14 protein-coding genes are annotated in these 13,930 nt (G+C 69.9%); 6 read left to right on the top strand and 8 right to left on the bottom strand.

The window, feature by feature from the left end:
• On the bottom strand, positions 1 to 515 hold a 515-nt coding region (locus tag A5700_RS11865; protein WP_231991403.1), incomplete at its 3' end, for an Lrp/AsnC family transcriptional regulator.
• Between the two features lie 130 nt (positions 516 to 645).
• On the opposite strand from A5700_RS11865, the gene A5700_RS11870 reads away from it, so the two are divergent.
• Together A5700_RS11870 and A5700_RS11875 are read left to right on the top strand one after the other, a co-directional pair.
• Positions 646 to 1,503 (top strand): LLM class flavin-dependent oxidoreductase, encoded by an 858-nt coding sequence (locus A5700_RS11870; protein WP_068072860.1) that lies wholly within the window; start codon positions 646 to 648, stop codon positions 1,501 to 1,503.
• A gap of 35 nt (positions 1,504 to 1,538) precedes the next feature.
• Positions 1,539 to 2,504: a 2-hydroxyacid dehydrogenase gene (locus A5700_RS11875; RefSeq protein ID WP_068072862.1), complete on the top strand. Its 966-nt coding sequence runs from the start codon at positions 1,539 to 1,541 to the stop codon at positions 2,502 to 2,504.
• 16 nt (positions 2,505 to 2,520) lie between these two features.
• Here A5700_RS11875 and A5700_RS11880 read toward each other — a convergent pair whose 3' ends face one another.
• Positions 2,521 to 2,985, bottom strand: a complete 465-nt coding sequence (locus tag A5700_RS11880; protein WP_068072864.1) for a MarR family transcriptional regulator — start codon at positions 2,983 to 2,985, stop codon at positions 2,521 to 2,523.
• Between the two features lie 192 nt (positions 2,986 to 3,177).
• Between A5700_RS11880 and A5700_RS11885 the strand changes: the two genes are divergently transcribed.
• Complete coding sequence (locus A5700_RS11885) at positions 3,178 to 3,597, top strand: ATP-binding protein (protein WP_082959487.1); 420 nt, start codon at positions 3,178 to 3,180, stop codon at positions 3,595 to 3,597.
• Between the two features lie 131 nt (positions 3,598 to 3,728).
• Positions 3,729 to 4,547, top strand: coding sequence for a formate/nitrite transporter family protein (locus tag A5700_RS11890; RefSeq protein ID WP_068072868.1), 819 nt, complete (start codon positions 3,729 to 3,731; stop codon positions 4,545 to 4,547).
• Positions 4,548 to 4,557: 10 nt separating this feature from the next.
• On the opposite strand, the gene A5700_RS11895 is transcribed toward A5700_RS11890, so the two are convergent.
• The 6 genes from A5700_RS11895 to A5700_RS11920 all read right to left on the bottom strand — a co-directional run bounded on the left by A5700_RS11895 (position 4,558) and on the right by A5700_RS11920 (position 12,188).
• The gene (locus A5700_RS11895; RefSeq protein WP_068072870.1) at positions 4,558 to 5,589 is read right to left on the bottom strand and encodes an epoxyqueuosine reductase; all 1,032 of its coding nucleotides are present in this window, start codon (positions 5,587 to 5,589) and stop codon (positions 4,558 to 4,560) included.
• 77 nt (positions 5,590 to 5,666) lie between these two features.
• On the bottom strand, positions 5,667 to 7,022 hold the full coding sequence (locus A5700_RS11900) for a wax ester/triacylglycerol synthase family O-acyltransferase (RefSeq protein WP_068072872.1): 1,356 nt from the start codon (positions 7,020 to 7,022) through the stop codon (positions 5,667 to 5,669).
• Between the two features lie 118 nt (positions 7,023 to 7,140).
• Positions 7,141 to 9,135 carry a 4-alpha-glucanotransferase gene (gene malQ / locus A5700_RS11905; protein WP_068072874.1) on the bottom strand — a complete coding sequence of 665 codons (1,995 nt, stop codon included), beginning with the start codon at positions 9,133 to 9,135 and terminating at the stop codon, positions 7,141 to 7,143.
• Between the two features lie 158 nt (positions 9,136 to 9,293).
• Positions 9,294 to 9,929: a phosphate signaling complex protein PhoU gene (phoU, locus tag A5700_RS11910; protein WP_068072876.1), complete on the bottom strand. Its 636-nt coding sequence runs from the start codon at positions 9,927 to 9,929 to the stop codon at positions 9,294 to 9,296.
• A 47-nt stretch (positions 9,930 to 9,976) separates the two neighbouring features.
• The gene (locus A5700_RS11915) at positions 9,977 to 11,308 is read right to left on the bottom strand and encodes an MFS transporter (RefSeq protein ID WP_068072879.1); all 1,332 of its coding nucleotides are present in this window, start codon (positions 11,306 to 11,308) and stop codon (positions 9,977 to 9,979) included.
• Positions 11,309 to 11,615: 307 nt separating this feature from the next.
• Entirely contained in the window at positions 11,616 to 12,188 is a 573-nt protein-coding gene (locus tag A5700_RS11920) for a hemerythrin domain-containing protein (RefSeq protein WP_068072881.1), read from the bottom strand.
• 227 nt (positions 12,189 to 12,415) lie between these two features.
• On the opposite strand from A5700_RS11920, the gene A5700_RS11925 reads away from it, so the two are divergent.
• On the top strand, positions 12,416 to 13,300 hold the full coding sequence (locus A5700_RS11925) for a cyclopropane mycolic acid synthase family methyltransferase (protein ID WP_068072959.1): 885 nt from the start codon (positions 12,416 to 12,418) through the stop codon (positions 13,298 to 13,300).
• A gap of 107 nt (positions 13,301 to 13,407) precedes the next feature.
• Positions 13,408 to 13,923: a hypothetical protein gene (locus A5700_RS11930; RefSeq protein ID WP_068072883.1), complete on the top strand. Its 516-nt coding sequence runs from the start codon at positions 13,408 to 13,410 to the stop codon at positions 13,921 to 13,923.
• Positions 13,924 to 13,930: the final 7 nt, after the last annotated feature.

A 13,930-nucleotide genomic window follows, 5' to 3' on the forward strand; every position in this document is an offset into this window, starting at 1 on the left:
GTGGCTGGGCGCGGGCCCGCCGCGACCAGGTTGAGGTGCGCGGCGACCTGGCCCGCGGTGAGGGTGTCGCCGTACCCGGTCCAGAAGGTCCCGGCCGGACCGCCGAACGCATGCAGCACCAGATCCGCATCCATCCGCAGCACCGACGACGTCCGCGGCAGCCGTTGCAGCAGCCCGTCACTGCTTTCGGCCAGCGGTGCCCGCACCACACACACCAGTTCGGTCCATCCGGAAAGCACGTTGGCGTGGGTGACTTCCGGCCGGCGGATCAGCGCCTCCGCGAGGCGCGGCAGGTCGTCGGGCTTGGCGTGCAGGCGAACGACCCACTGGCACTCGCTGTACACCAGTGGGTTGACCACGCCGACCACCCGCAACACCCCGTCGCGGCGCAGCTTGCGGTAGCGGCGGGCGACCGTCTGTTCCGGCGCCGACAGGACGTCGGCGATCCGCCGAAACGATTCCCGTGGAGAGACCTGCAGGGCGTGCACAATCTGGCCGTCCAACGGCTCCATCATGACGATAACGGTACGCAGTCGGCACTCGCATCGCCGTTTACTACACACATGGGCCGTGAGACTGGCCACCGGTCGCCGGCCGCGGCGACCCTGGGATGGTCCACGAAGCACCACCCGAAGGGGCACCGCCATGAAGATCGGAATCGGTCTGCCGAATCACATCGCCGGCGTTCCGGGGCCGATGCTCGCCCACTGGGCACGCCGAGCCGAGCAGCGGGGATTCGAATCCGTGACCACCATCGACCGGTTGGTCTATCCCAGCATCGACTCCGTGATCGCGCTGTCCGTGGCGGCGTCGGCCAGCACCGCGCTGGTCCTGGTGACCAACGTGTTGCTGACGCCGCTGTACCCGACGCTGGTCTTGGCCAAGCAGCTGGCCGGCCTGGCCGACGCGGCGGGCAACCGGCTGGTCGTCGGGATCGGCGTCGGCTCCCGAGAGGACGACTACGTCGCCGCCGGGGTGCCCTACACCGAGCGCGGGCGCGTCCTGGACGAACAGGTGTCGGTGCTGCGCAGGGTCTGGACCGGGGAGCCGGTCGGCAACGGCACCGCGCTGTGCCCGGCCCCGGTGGACATTCCGCTGCTCTTCGGCGGCCGAGCGCGGGCGACGGTGCGGCGGGCGATCACCATGGGCGACGGTTGGGTGGCGGGCGCGCTGCGCGACTACCCGATGCAAACGGCGTTCGCCGACGAGATCCGGGCCGGCTGGCGAAAGGCCGGCCGCGCCGGCGAACCCCGGTTCCACGCGGCGGCGAACTTCGCATTGGGCGGGGCCGACGTCACCCAAGCCGGCCGCGAGCATGTCGCCCGCTACTACGGATTCAAGCCCGACTACGCCGCGCTCAACGTCGCCGACCTCGTGTGTTCGGCCAAGGACGCGCGCGACACCGTCCAGGCGTACCGGGACCTGGGGTTCGACCGGTTGTTGTTCCACCCCACCGTCGCATCGCTGGACCAGGTCGACCGCCTCGCCGACGCGGTGCTGTGACCGCCCCCGCTCGCTCGGTGCGGAATGATGGATGCGTGACGGTGCAGAGGCTCGACGATGTGCTGCGGATCGGTGCCCTGGAGCCGACGCTCGAGGCGGAGCTGACGGCGCGCTACGAGATCGCGCAGCTGCCCGACGGCCCGGGACGCGCCGAGTTCCTCGCCGCGCATGCGCAGGACGTGCGGGCGGTGCTGACCTCGGGGTCGCCGGGTGTCGACGCGGCCACCATGGCGTCGCTGCCCAACCTCGCGGTGATCGTCAACAACGGCGCCGGCGTCGACCAGATCGACCTGGCCGCCGCGCGCCGCCACGGCATCGGCGTGAGCAACACCCCGGACGTGCTCTCCGACACCGTCGCCGACACGGCCGTCGGCCTGGTCCTCATGACGCTGCGGCGCTTCGGCGCGGCCGACCGGTACGTGCGGGCGGGCCGTTGGGTGCGCGACGGCCCGTTCCCCTACGCCCGCGACGTCAGCGGGTTGCAGGTCGGCATCCTCGGACTGGGCCGCATCGGCTCGGCGATCGCCACCCGGCTGCTCGGCTTCGACTGCGCCATCGCCTACCACAACCGGCACCGCGTCGACGGGTCCCCGTTTCGCTACGCGGAGTCGCCGGCCGAGCTGGCCGAGTCCGTCGACGTGCTCGTCGTCGCCACCACGGGCAGCCCCAATACCCACCACCTGGTCGACCGGGCCGTGCTGCGCGCCCTGGGCCCCGACGGTTACCTGATCAACATCGCGCGCGGCAGCGTCGTCGACCAGGACGCTCTGGTCGAACTGCTCGCCGGCGGCGGGCTGGCCGGCGCCGGGTTGGACGTCTTCGCCGACGAACCCGAGGTGCCCCGCGAGCTGCTGGACCTGGACAACGTGGTGTTGTTCCCCCATATCGGCAGTGCCACGGGGCGCACCCGGCGCGCGATGGCGTTGCTGACGATCCGCAATCTCGAGAGCTACCTGGACACCGGGGAGCTGGTGACACCGGTCCTGCGACCGCGCGGTTGAGGCGGCGGCTCCCGCGTCACTGCTCGGGCGAGGTCGCGATCTGCACCAGTCGCCGCAGGATGGGCAGCGCCACCTGCGCCGCCAGCCACAGTGCCAGCTCGTCCTCCGAGGACAACCGCGTGAGCAGTTCGGCGAGGCGTTCGCGGCGCCCCTCGGCGCGCCGCGCCCATAGTTCCTCGCCCGACTTGCTGATCGCGACCAAGGCGGCGCGGCCGTCGTCGGGATCCCGCAGACGCTCCAACAGACCCTGGCGTTCCATCCGCTGCACGAGCTGCGTCATGGCGGGCTGGCTGGTGTCCTCCGCGGCCGCCAGGGCGGTCAGCCGCATGGGGCCCTCTCGCGTGACACGGTTGAGCACCAGCACCGCGCTCGGGCTGAGGTCCTTGCGATTCGGCAGCAGGTAGCGCCAGGTCAGGTCGTTACCGGCGTCGATCACCCCGAAGATCGCGTCGACGCTGCCGGCGCCCGGTCCGTCCTGCATGCCCGGATTTATATCACGTATGCGATGCAGGCGGTCTGAGCTGGCGCGATCCCTGGGGCCATGGGCGCGGGCAGCGCGGTGGAGTCGGTACGGCAATAGTGTTGTGGCCGAAGCGATACGCCGATCACGTTAATGGCCTGTCCCCAACTGGGTATGCGGCTTGCCATGAGCCCACTAACGTCCGAGACCGCCCTGCGGTTGACGCTTGCCGGACCCGCCAGTCCCGACACCGCGGCGGAATGGCGCCGGGCCCTGCAGCGGTGGCTGCGCCACGAGGTGCGGATGTCGGCTGAGGTGCTCGACGACGTCGTCCTGGGAGTCAACGAGGCGCTGGCCAATTGCGTCGAGCACGCGTATCACGCCGGAATCGGCGTCATGAAGCTGCAAGCCAGCTACGACCCTCGCGCGGAGTCGATCCGCGTCTGCGTCAGCGACCGCGGCAACTGGCAGCGGCCCTCGCCGAAGAAAGCCAACGACCCCCGCGCCTCGCGCGGCATCATGCTGATGCACGGCCTCGCCGACCACTGCACCATTCACGCCCGGCCGAACGGCACGAGCGTCTACCTCGACTACGCGACCGAACCCGACGCGGTGGCCGAGCGGTCGCTGTGAAGGCGCCCCGCCGGGCGCTGTGACGACTGGGCCCGCGCTGTGGCCAGACTAACGGCGCAGATCATGCTGCCGGCACGCCAGAAACGGGTATAGCTGCGGTTCGTCGGCCGCACACACGCGAGGGATCAACCATGAGTCAGACCATCCAGCGGCAGCTCGGCAAGACCGACAGCCCGATCGAGGACGAGCTCGAAGACGCCTTCACCCGGATGCTGACCGAGGGCACCCAGCGCCTGCACCGCAGCTGGCGGGGCGTCCTGGTCACCGGGTTCTTCGGCGGCACGGAGGTGGCGCTCGGGGTGCTCGCCTATCTGGCGGTGCTGGACGCCACCCATCAGCCGTTGCTGGCCGGTCTGGCGTTCTCGATCGGCTTCCTCGCGCTGTTGTTGGGCCGCAGCGAGCTGTTCACCGAGGGCTTCATCATCCCGGTGGTCACCGTCGCCGCCAAGCGGGCGAGCGCCGCCCAGCTGCTCAAGCTGTGGGGCGGCACCATGTTCGCCAACCTGGTCGGCGGCTGGGTCATCATGTCGCTGATCGCGACGGGTTTCCCGCAACTGCACGCCCAGATGATCGAATCGGGCACCCACTTCGCCACGGCGCCGCTGTCGTGGCAGAGCATGTCGCTGGCGGTGCTCGGCGGCATGGTGATCACGTTGATGACCCGCATGCAGCACGGCACCGACTCGGTGCCCGCCAAGATCGCCGCGGCCGTCGCGGCGGCGTTCCTGCTCGCCGGGCTGCGGCTGTTCCACTCGATCCTGGATTCGCTGCTGATCTTCGGGGCGCTCGCCACCGGAAAGGCGCCGTTCGGATACCTCGACTGGCTGGGCTGGTTCGGCTACGCGGTGGTCGGCAACGTGATCGGGGGGTTGCTGTTCGTGACGCTGCTGCGGTTGCTGCGCAGCAAGGACCGGCTGGAAGAGGAACGCGCCGAGGCCGAAGCGTCCTGAGCCGCGGGGGTCAGCGCGCCCCCATCCCGCCGTCGACGACCTTGACCCGCTTGTGCGGATACCGGCGCCGGGCGTGGGCCTCGGCCGCCGAGTTGGGTAGCACGTACAGCGTTTCCTTCTTGTCCTGCAGCGGTTTGAGCACCAGGTCCATGAAGCCCTTGCGGTCGTCGAGGTAGGGCTCGATGACGTCCTCCCCGGCCGGGCACACGGCAAGGCAGTAGGCGGCCTTGTAGTTCGGTTTGAACGCCAGGCTCTGCCACATGGAGGCGTTCTCCGAATCGCTGACCCGCGACCGGAAGTCGGTTTTGTCCGCGCTGTCGGCGATGGTCTGGACGTAGTCGGTGAAGCCGCCCATGAACTCGCGATAGTTGTGTACCGAGCAGGCCTGCCAGTCGAATTCGCCGTTCTTGCCGATCGCGCCGACCGGGCACGCGGCGACGCAGAGCTTGCATTCCAGGCAGGGGCTGTAGTCCAGCGGTTCGCCGTAGTCGCTGACGGGTGCGTCCACCAGGATGGTGCCCAGCAGGATGAAGTTGCCGAACTTCGGGTGTATCACGTTGCGGTGAATGCCCATGACGCCGAGCCCCGACGCCACGGCGACGGGCTTGTGCGCGACCACCCAGATCCTGCCCGGGAAGTTATCCATCTCCATCGGGAACGTGGCCGACGGGTTCAGCGCGCGATAGCCGGCGTCCTGCAACTGGCGGACGATGCGGTACGCCGCCTCGTTGAGCAACTCGCCGCTGCGATGGAACTCCTGGTTGGCGACGCTGCGCGCCGACGACCGCACGTTGTCCCGGTTCATCTTGACGACCAGCGCGATGTAGCTGCGGGTACCGGGGAGTGCCGCCTCGACGTGGTCGACCTCCGACGCCAGCGCGGCGTTGTCCACGCTGGCGAAGGCGACGTCGTCGGCGCCGGCGGCCAGGCAGAGCTCCCGCAACCACCCGGCGTCGATGGTCCCGGGTCGCTGCGATCGCCGGGACCGCACCTTGCGCACCGTCGGGTGCTCCGCCAGTCGCGCCGGAAGTCTGTCGACCATGCTGGGTATAGTACACAATACCTAGATGGATGGCGCCGTTCGGCGCGTGGTTCGCGGGGAATTGCCTGGGGCGTGGCTCAGGTGCCGACTGCGCGCTCCAAGTCTTTCAGCGACGTCTCCAGGTGGCCGAGCAGCCGCTGCAAGTGCGGAACACTGCGCCGGCAGCCGACGAGCCCGAAGTCGAGATTGTCGGCGTTGTTGGTCACCGTGATGTTGACCGCCTGCCCGTCGAGCGGGATCGACAGCGGATAGTTCCCGTCCAGGCGCGCACCCCGCCAGTACAGCGGCTCCGGACGCCCCGCCGAAACGTTCGAGATGACGATGTTGAACGGGGGCGACGCGGCCGAGAGGTAACCGGGAAGCAGGCCGAAGAACAGCCCGCCGATGTTCATGGCGGACAGGGCCAGCTGCTGCACCGACGGCAGCTGCCAGAACACCTCCTTGGTGTCCTGGATCGACGAGCTGATCACCTCGAGGCGCTTGCCTGCGTCGTCGAGGTCGGTGGCCAGGTTGCACAGGAAGGTGCCGACGTTGTTGCCCCCGCGGTCGTCGTCCTCCTTGCGGAGGTTGACCGGCACCATGGCCGTCAGCGGGGCGTCCGGCAGGGCGTCCTGCTCGATCAGGTAAGCGCGCAGGGCGCCCGCGGACATCGCCAGGATCACGTCGTTGACCGTCACCCCGGCGGCCTTCTTGACCGCCTTGATCCGCTCCAGCGACCACGACTGCGCCGCCACCCGTCGGGCCCCGCCGATGCGGACGTTGAACATGGTGCGAGGCGCCCGGAATGGCAGCGTCAGTTGCTGTTCGAGCAGGGCGGCCCGCGCGAGCTTGACGGTCGACGGCGCCAGCGCGAGCGCGGAGCTGGCGGTGCCCCCGATCTGTGACAGCAGCGACGGCCGTTGCTTGGGCTGGTGCTTGCGTGGCCCGATCTCCCACGGCACCCGCACCTCGTCGTCCGTGGCGTCGGGGGTGAAGGCGCGGTGCATCAGCTTCATCGCGGAGACGCCGTCCATGAGGGAGTGATGGAACTTCGTGTACACGGCGTACCGGCCGTCCTGCAGACCCTCGACGAGGTGCGCCTCCCACATCGGCCGATGCCGGTCGAGCAGGCTGCCGTGCAGGCGGGACGTCAATTCCAACAAATCGCGCACCCGGCCCGGCTCGGGCAGGGCGGACCGGCGCAGGTGGTAGTCGAGCTCGACGTCCTTGTCGAGCGACCAGGCGACGTTGGTGACGCCGCCGAGGAAGGCCGGATGCTTGCGGAAGGTGGGCTGAATGTCGGTGCGCTCGAGCATGGCCTGATACGACTCCCGCACGAAATGCGGCCCGGCGTCCTCGGGCGGCTCGAACAGCTGCAGCGAACCGACATGCATGGGGTGCTCGCGTGATTCACCGACGAGGAACAACGCGTCGATTGGGGATATCGCTTCCATGTTGGTGCCCTCGTTTTCTTCCGGCCGCGCCGCCCACCTGCGAGACGATCTACTTCCTAATAGCCAAACCGGACGTAGCTCACACCCGAAATGCGCGGTCCGCTGCGCGGCCGCTCGGCTAACCCTTGGCGGCGTTCCGGGCGAAGGCGGCGACCACCTCGTCGACCCGCGGGTCGGCGCGCAGCTGCTCGAAGGTCTCGGTCAACGGGAGCCGCCAGTTCGGGTATTCGTCGACGGTGCCGGGCAGGTTCGGCTGGCGCGGCTCGGCGAGCACGTCGTACGGCGAGATCAGCTTCAACCGGCTGGGGGTCGCGGCGAGGAAGCGGTGCATCGCGACGATGATCGCCGACTCGTCGGGGTCGTCCCCGTCGAGCAGGCCCTCGGACCGCAACAGCGCCAACCACTCTTCGCGTTCCTTCGCGGCGGCCCGCTCTTCGGCGGGCACGTCCTTCAACAGCCCCAGCTCCGCCCGCACGCGCACGTGGTCGCCGCGCAGGAAACCGGCCGCGGTCGGCAGGTCGTGGGTGGAGAGGCTGGCGGCGGCGCGCGACGGCCACGCCGCCGACGGCAGCAGGGGCTGCTCGGGTGCCGCTTCGTCGCGGGTGAACCAGGACACCGCGCAGCCCAGCATCTCGTTGGCGGCCAGCGCCTCGGTGACCTCCGGCTCGACGGTCCCCAGGTCCTCGCCCACCACGGTGGCGTTGGCGCGGTGCGCTTCGGCCGCGAGCGCCGCCAGCATGATCTCGGCGTCGTAGTGCACGTACGTCCCCCGGTCGGGCCCGTCGCCCGGCGGAATCCACCACAGCCGCCACAGCCCGGCGACGTGGTCGATGCGCAGCCCGTCGGCGTGCGCCAGCACCGCCCGCAGCATGTCGCGGAAGGCGGCGTACCCGGTGGCGGCCAACCGGTCCGGACGCCACGGCGGCAGGCCCCAGTCCTGGCCGCGGGGGGTGAAGTTGTCCGGCGGCGCGCCGATGCTGGCCCCGGTCGCGAACAGGTCGGCGAGCGCCCAGGCGTCGGCCCCGTCGGCGTCCACGCCGACGGGCAGGTCATGCAGGACGCCGAGCGCCATGCCGGCGTCGCGGGCCGTGGCCCGCACGGCCGCGAGCTGTTCGGCGCATTGCTGCTGGACCCACGCGTGGAAGGCGACCCGCGGGGCCAGCTCCCGCCGGGCCGCCGTCACCGCGGCCCCGGCGACGTCGCGCAGCGGCTCCGGCCAGTGCGTCCAGCGCCCGCCGTGCCGCTCGGCGAGCGCGCAGTACGCGGCCCAGTCGGCCAAGCCCTGGGTGGCCGGGGACCCGTCCAGCGGGCTCGGTCGGCCCTCGCACCGCCACAGCAGCTCCAGCGCGGCGCGTTTGGCCGCCCACACGAGGTCGTAGTCGATGCGTTCGGTGGCCGGCGAGACGCGCAGCGCGTCGATCTCGGCGCGGGTGTCCGCGTCGGCGCGCTGGTAGGCGGCCAGGTCCTCGATGCGCAGCACCAGCGGATTGGAGAATCGCCGGCTCGACGGCGTGTAGGGCGAGGGCTGCACGGGGTGCGTCGGCCCGGGCGCGTGCAGCGGGTTGAGCAGCACCGCGCCGGCTCCGTGCGTGGCGGCGGTCCACTTCACGAAGTCCCGCAGATCGCCGAGATCGCCGGCGCCCCAGGACGATTCGGACCGCAGCCCGTAGAGCTGCAGCATCCAGCCCCACGTCGCGGGGGTGGCCGGCACCTTCGGTGGCGCGGCCACCAGGGTCGCTTCCTGACCGTCGCGCAGGTGCAGTCGGTACCAGCCCACCGCAAGATCGCCCGGCAGCTCGTCGCGGACCTCGATCCGCTCGCCGTCCTCGCCGACCAGCGCCGTCGCCCCCTCGAGCGGCCTCGGCCCTTCGCCCACCCGTATTGCGATGGTGGGGGCCACCGCGCCGGCGCGGTCCAATTCGGCGAGCTTGTCCAGCTCGTGACGCCGGGCGGCTTCGTCGGAGGCGTCGACGTCGAGCAGCCCGAGCACCCGGATCACGACGTCGGCATCGACCTCGACCGGCTCGCGACGCTCGTTGCGGTAGGAGGTGGCGACCCCGTGCGCGGCGGTCAACCGGCGCAGGTCGTCGGGCACCGGTTTCGGTTGGGCCATCAGCGTGCCCGGCCCGGTTGAATGGATAGGACACCGGTGGGGCCGCCCAGCCGGCCTCGACGCGTGATCACACCGGCTGGTATACCCGAGCCGCGAGTTCTCACACCGCGGCCGGCAATGCGGTTGTCGGGCAACGGTTTACGCGCGGCCCAGCTGGCTCAGTGGCCCGTCGTTTGGAAGATGACGCGCCGGGCGATCTCCACGGCATGATCGGCGAAGCGCTCGTAAAAGCGGCCCAGCAGCGTGGCGTCCACCGCGGCCGTGACGCCGAAACGCCAGTCGGGTTGCATCAGCGCGGCCAGCAACCGGCGGTGCAGTTCGTCCATCGCGTCGTCGTCACGCCGGATCTGCGCGGCGCGGCGCGGATCCTGCGCGCGCAGCACCTCCTGGGCGCCGGTGGCGAGTCCCTCGGCGACGGTCCCCATGTCGGCGAGGTATCGGCTGATCTCCTCCGGCACGGCATGCTGCGGGTGGCGCCGGCGGGCGATTTCCGCGACGTGGACCGCCAACCCGACCATCCGTTGGGCATCCGCGGCTATTCGCAGGGCGCTCACCACGGCCCGCAGGTCCGCGGCCACCGGCGCCTGCAGGGCCAGCAGCGCGAAGGCCAGATCCTCGACGTGGGCCTCGCTCGCGACGGCGTCCGCGTGCCGGGCGATGACCTGCTCGGCCAGCATCAGGTCGGCCCCCAGCAGCGCGTCGGTGGCGTCGGTGATGGCGCCGGCGGCCATGGCGCACATGTCCACCAACCGCTCGGTCAACATCCCGAGCTGCTGGTGAAAGGCGCTTCTCATGCGTTACGGATAGGCCGGGCGCCGGGAAATAAACCTCCCAGGCTGCGTCAACGGATGTCGTCGGCCAATTCGCGGGCTTCCTGCTCCGTTTCGACGGCGGGCCCGGAACCCGGCAGCGGCTTACCGGCCACCTCCGGGGTGAACAGCAGCGTGATGGCGCCCACCACGCCGCCGACGATGAGCATGTAGGCCGGCGCCATGGCGTTACCCGTGCCGGACACCAGCGCCTGAGCGATCAGCGGGGTGGTGCCGCCGACGGCCGAGATCGCGATGTTGTAGGACACGGCCAACGCCGCGTACCGGACGCGTGTCGGGAACAGCGCCGGCAACATCGCGGGCGCGGTGCTGTCGAAACAGAGCTCCATCAGACCGATCAGCAGGACGCCGATGAAGATGATCGGGTAGATCCCGCCGTAGCGCATCAGCAGGAACGCCGGGACCGACGCCACGATGAGCAGCCCGCAACCCGTCCATATGATCGGCTTGACGCCGATGCGGTCGGACAGGCCGGCCACCAGCACCACGGTGGCCATCAGGATCGCCAGCGTCACCACGATCATGACCAGCCCGGCGGTGTGCCCCACCCGCACGAACAGCTTCAGGTATGTCGGTAGGTACCCGGTGAGCATGAAGTCGGCGACCTGAGAGGTCAGCACCAACGCGGCGCAGATCACCAAACCCTTGCGTTGCTCGACGATCGTGCGCCAGATCTGCTGTTTGCCCTGCCCGCCGGAAGAGTGCGAGCCCTCGGTTGCCTTCTCGTAGGCGGAGGACTCCTCGAGCCGCAGCCGCAGGAACAGGGCCACCAGGCCGAACGGCGCGCCCAGCAGCAGCGGGATCCGCCAGCCCCACGCCAACATGTCCGACTCCGGAAGCCAGGTTTGCAGCGGTGTCACCAGCATCCCGGCCATGACGAACCCGACGAGGTTGCCCATCGGCAAAAACCCGACCATCAGACCGCGCTTGTTGTCGGGCGCCTGCTCGACCAGATAGGTCATGGCGCCGACATACTCGCCGCCCGTGGAGAGGCCTTGGAAGATACGGGCGATGACCAGCAGGATCGGCGCCCAGATGCCGATGGAGCTATAGCCCGGCAGCAAGCCGGTCGCGGTGGTGCTCACCGTCATCATCAGGATGGTGACCACCAGGACCCGGTGTCGGCCGATGCGGTCACCCAGCGGCCCGAAGATGAAGCCACCGAGGGGCCGCACCACAAACGCCGCCGCCAACGTGCCGAACGTGGCGAGCAGATGGACGCCGCTGACGCTCTTGCCGGGGTAGAACACCTGCGCGATGGTGGTGGCGATGTAGCCGTAGACGCCGAAGTCGTACCACTCCATGAAGTTGCCGATGGCGGTGCCCATGATGGTCTGGCGCATCGCTGCATCGGCGACCCTGATGTCCTTGCGTTTCCATTTCCGCCGGCGGCGTCGAGTGTTCATCGCCAGATCGCGTACCCACAACGCTGCGGGGCCGAACCCGCGGACACGCCCGCCGCGGCCCCCGCCGCCGGTTCCGCAGCCGGTCCGCCGGCCTGCGCCCGGCCCCGACACTTCGCCGACGACACGGACAACGGCCTGGTCAGCGGCGTTCGGCGGGGCAGACGCCCCGGGGGCGCCCCCGGGCCGCCCGGCCGGGGTTGGTTATCCGCGTCACGTGACCCTGCGCGCGCCATCGCACGGCCCGTCACTGGCCCTTGAGGCTGCCGATCCGCAGCGAGAAATCCTGGGGTTTGCTGTCCGGTGCTTGCCGCACCTGTTCGACGTAGCCCTCGGGGTCGCGGTCCTCGATCGACAGCCCCTTCGTCGTGGGGTGCGCGGCCATGAAGTCGCTGTACTGCCGACCGAGGGACTCCCGCAGGCCGGCGGGGGCGTTGCGCCGGAAATCGGAGAGGCCTTCGCGCTCTTCCTCGCCCATATGGTCGTCGTTGGCCTCGCGGGTGCGGCCGATCGCCGCCCACCACTGCGCGGTGCCGGTGCGGACCGCGTCGGCCGCGCGCACGCCGTCGCGGATGTCGTTGTGGTCGCCGATCGCGTCGAGCGTCTCACCCTCGGCCTCGCCGCTGCCGCGTTTGAGAAGCTGCGGGTAAAAGATCTTCTCCTCGATGTAGGCGTGCACGTCGAGCTTGTCGGCGAGCGGGCGCCACACCCGGTCGAGCGCGGCCTGGGTGGCGGACTGCGCTTGCAGGTAGTCCAGGCGCGCGAACTGTTCACGGAACCAGTCGTGGTCGGCGAGGATCAGCATGGTGATGTCCGCCATTGCGACTCCCGCCTCTCCCCGACCGCCACGGTTTGCGGCCCATCGTGTCCCACGCCGCCTGACGGGTCAACCCGCCGCGGCCGTCGGCGCCGGTGAGCGGTGGCCGCCGGATCGCCAAGTGCCGCCCCGACGGCCGCCACCGGGCGGATACACTGGCTCGCCAGCACGTGGATCGGCTCCGGCCGGCCGGTGCCGACCCGCTGTCAATCAAGCCAAAGGTTGTGCTCTTGTCCGACAAAACCAGCGATGCCGCGAGCCTGGAACCGCACTTCGAGGACGTACAAGCGCACTACGACCTGTCCGACGACTTCTTCGCGCTGTTCCTCGACCCGACGCGCACCTACAGCTGCGCCTACTTCGAGCGCGACGACCTGAGCCTCGAGGAGGCGCAGATCGCGAAGGTCGACCTCTCGCTGGGCAAGCTCGGCCTGAAGCCGGGCATGACGCTGCTCGACATCGGCTGCGGCTGGGGCACCACGATCGTGCGCGCGCTGGAGAAGTACGACACCAACGTCGTGGGCCTGACGCTGAGCCGCAACCAGCAGGCGCACGTCCAGCGGCGCCTCGACGGACATCCGTCACCCCGTGAGAAGCGCGTGCTGCTGCAGGGCTGGGAGCAGTTCGACGAGAAGGTCGACCGGATCGTGTCGATCGGCGCGTTCGAGCACTTCGGGCGCGACCGGTACCCCGACTTCTTCAAGATGGCCTACGAGGCGCTGCCCGCCGACGGCGTGATGCTGCTGCACACCATCATCAAGCCCAGCGACGAGGAATTCGCCGAACGGGGCCTGCCCATCACCATGACGAAGATCCGGTTCATGAAATTCATCATGGACGAGATCTTCCCGGGCGGTGACCTGCCGCAGGCCAAGAACGTCGTCGAGCACGCCGAGCGGGCCGGCTTCAGCGTCCAGCGGGTTCAGCAGTTGCGGCTGCACTACGCGCGCACCCTGGACACCTGGGCCGCGGCGCTCGAGTCGCGCCGGGACGAGGCGATCGCGGTGCAGTCCGAAGAGGTCTACGACCGCTACATGAAGTACCTCACCGGCTGCGCGGACTTGTTCCGGGAGGGTTACACCGACGTCGCGCAGTTCACCCTCGCCAAGGGCTGAGCCGCGCCGCGGTTTATCGCGGCGGCAGCCAGGGTAATTCCCCCGCAACGACCTGATTCGGTAAGCATCGATGGCCTTTCGGTGCGGTTCCGCAGGAGGGGAAGACCGTGAGCGCCAGACATCGCATGACCGAATCAGCCGAACATCATTGGCCGTCGATCGGCCGCGGCACTCGGCGCCGCGCTTCCGGGGTCGCCGCGGCGTGCGACGTGGTCTCCGCGTCGGTGTTGTGTGCGGCGTGCGTGACGGCGTTGGTGCTCAACACAGCCCACTCCGAGCGGCGCACGATCACGGCGAGCCAGGAGCCGCCCGCCGTTTCGCAACCCGTCAGCCAAGAGGGCACGGTGATCGCCGTGACAGCCGATTCGGTGACGGCGCGCAGCGCCAACGGGTACACCCAGACCTATCGAGTGACCCCCGACACCACCGTGATCAGCCACGGCGCCAGCCAACGGGCCATCGGTGCAACGCGTTTCACGGTCAACGACCGCGTCGACATCGTCGGGACCATTGAGGACGGCACCGCCCTGGCCACGACCGTGGCCGACCGCGACCAGGGACACGGCGACGGGCCGCCCATGGATTCACTTGACGGTCAAGTGGTTTCGGCCGGCCGCGCCTGACTCGAGG

The sequence above is a fragment of the Mycobacterium sp. E1214 genome (assembly GCF_001666755.1).
In the GTDB taxonomy this organism is placed as follows: domain Bacteria; phylum Actinomycetota; class Actinomycetes; order Mycobacteriales; family Mycobacteriaceae; genus Mycobacterium.

What these genes read in the sequence shown, in the direction of transcription:
- A5700_RS11870 (WP_068072860.1), top strand. Translation starts at nt 646, where the DNA reads ATGAAGATCGGAATCGGTCTGCCGAATCACATCGCCGGCGTTCCGGGG.
- A5700_RS11880 (WP_068072864.1), bottom strand. Translation starts at nt 2,985, where the DNA reads ATGCAGGACGGACCGGGCGCCGGCAGCGTCGACGCGATCTTCGGGGTG.
- A5700_RS11890 (WP_068072868.1), top strand. Translation starts at nt 3,729, where the DNA reads ATGAGTCAGACCATCCAGCGGCAGCTCGGCAAGACCGACAGCCCGATC.
- A5700_RS11895 (WP_068072870.1), bottom strand. Translation starts at nt 5,589, where the DNA reads ATGGTCGACAGACTTCCGGCGCGACTGGCGGAGCACCCGACGGTGCGC.
- A5700_RS11900 (WP_068072872.1), bottom strand. Translation starts at nt 7,022, where the DNA reads ATGGAAGCGATATCCCCAATCGACGCGTTGTTCCTCGTCGGTGAATCA.
- malQ (WP_068072874.1), bottom strand. Translation starts at nt 9,135, where the DNA reads ATGGCCCAACCGAAACCGGTGCCCGACGACCTGCGCCGGTTGACCGCC.
- phoU (WP_068072876.1), bottom strand. Translation starts at nt 9,929, where the DNA reads ATGAGAAGCGCCTTTCACCAGCAGCTCGGGATGTTGACCGAGCGGTTG.
- A5700_RS11915 (WP_068072879.1), bottom strand. Translation starts at nt 11,308, where the DNA reads ATGCGCCAGACCATCATGGGCACCGCCATCGGCAACTTCATGGAGTGG.
- A5700_RS11920 (WP_068072881.1), bottom strand. Translation starts at nt 12,188, where the DNA reads ATGGCGGACATCACCATGCTGATCCTCGCCGACCACGACTGGTTCCGT.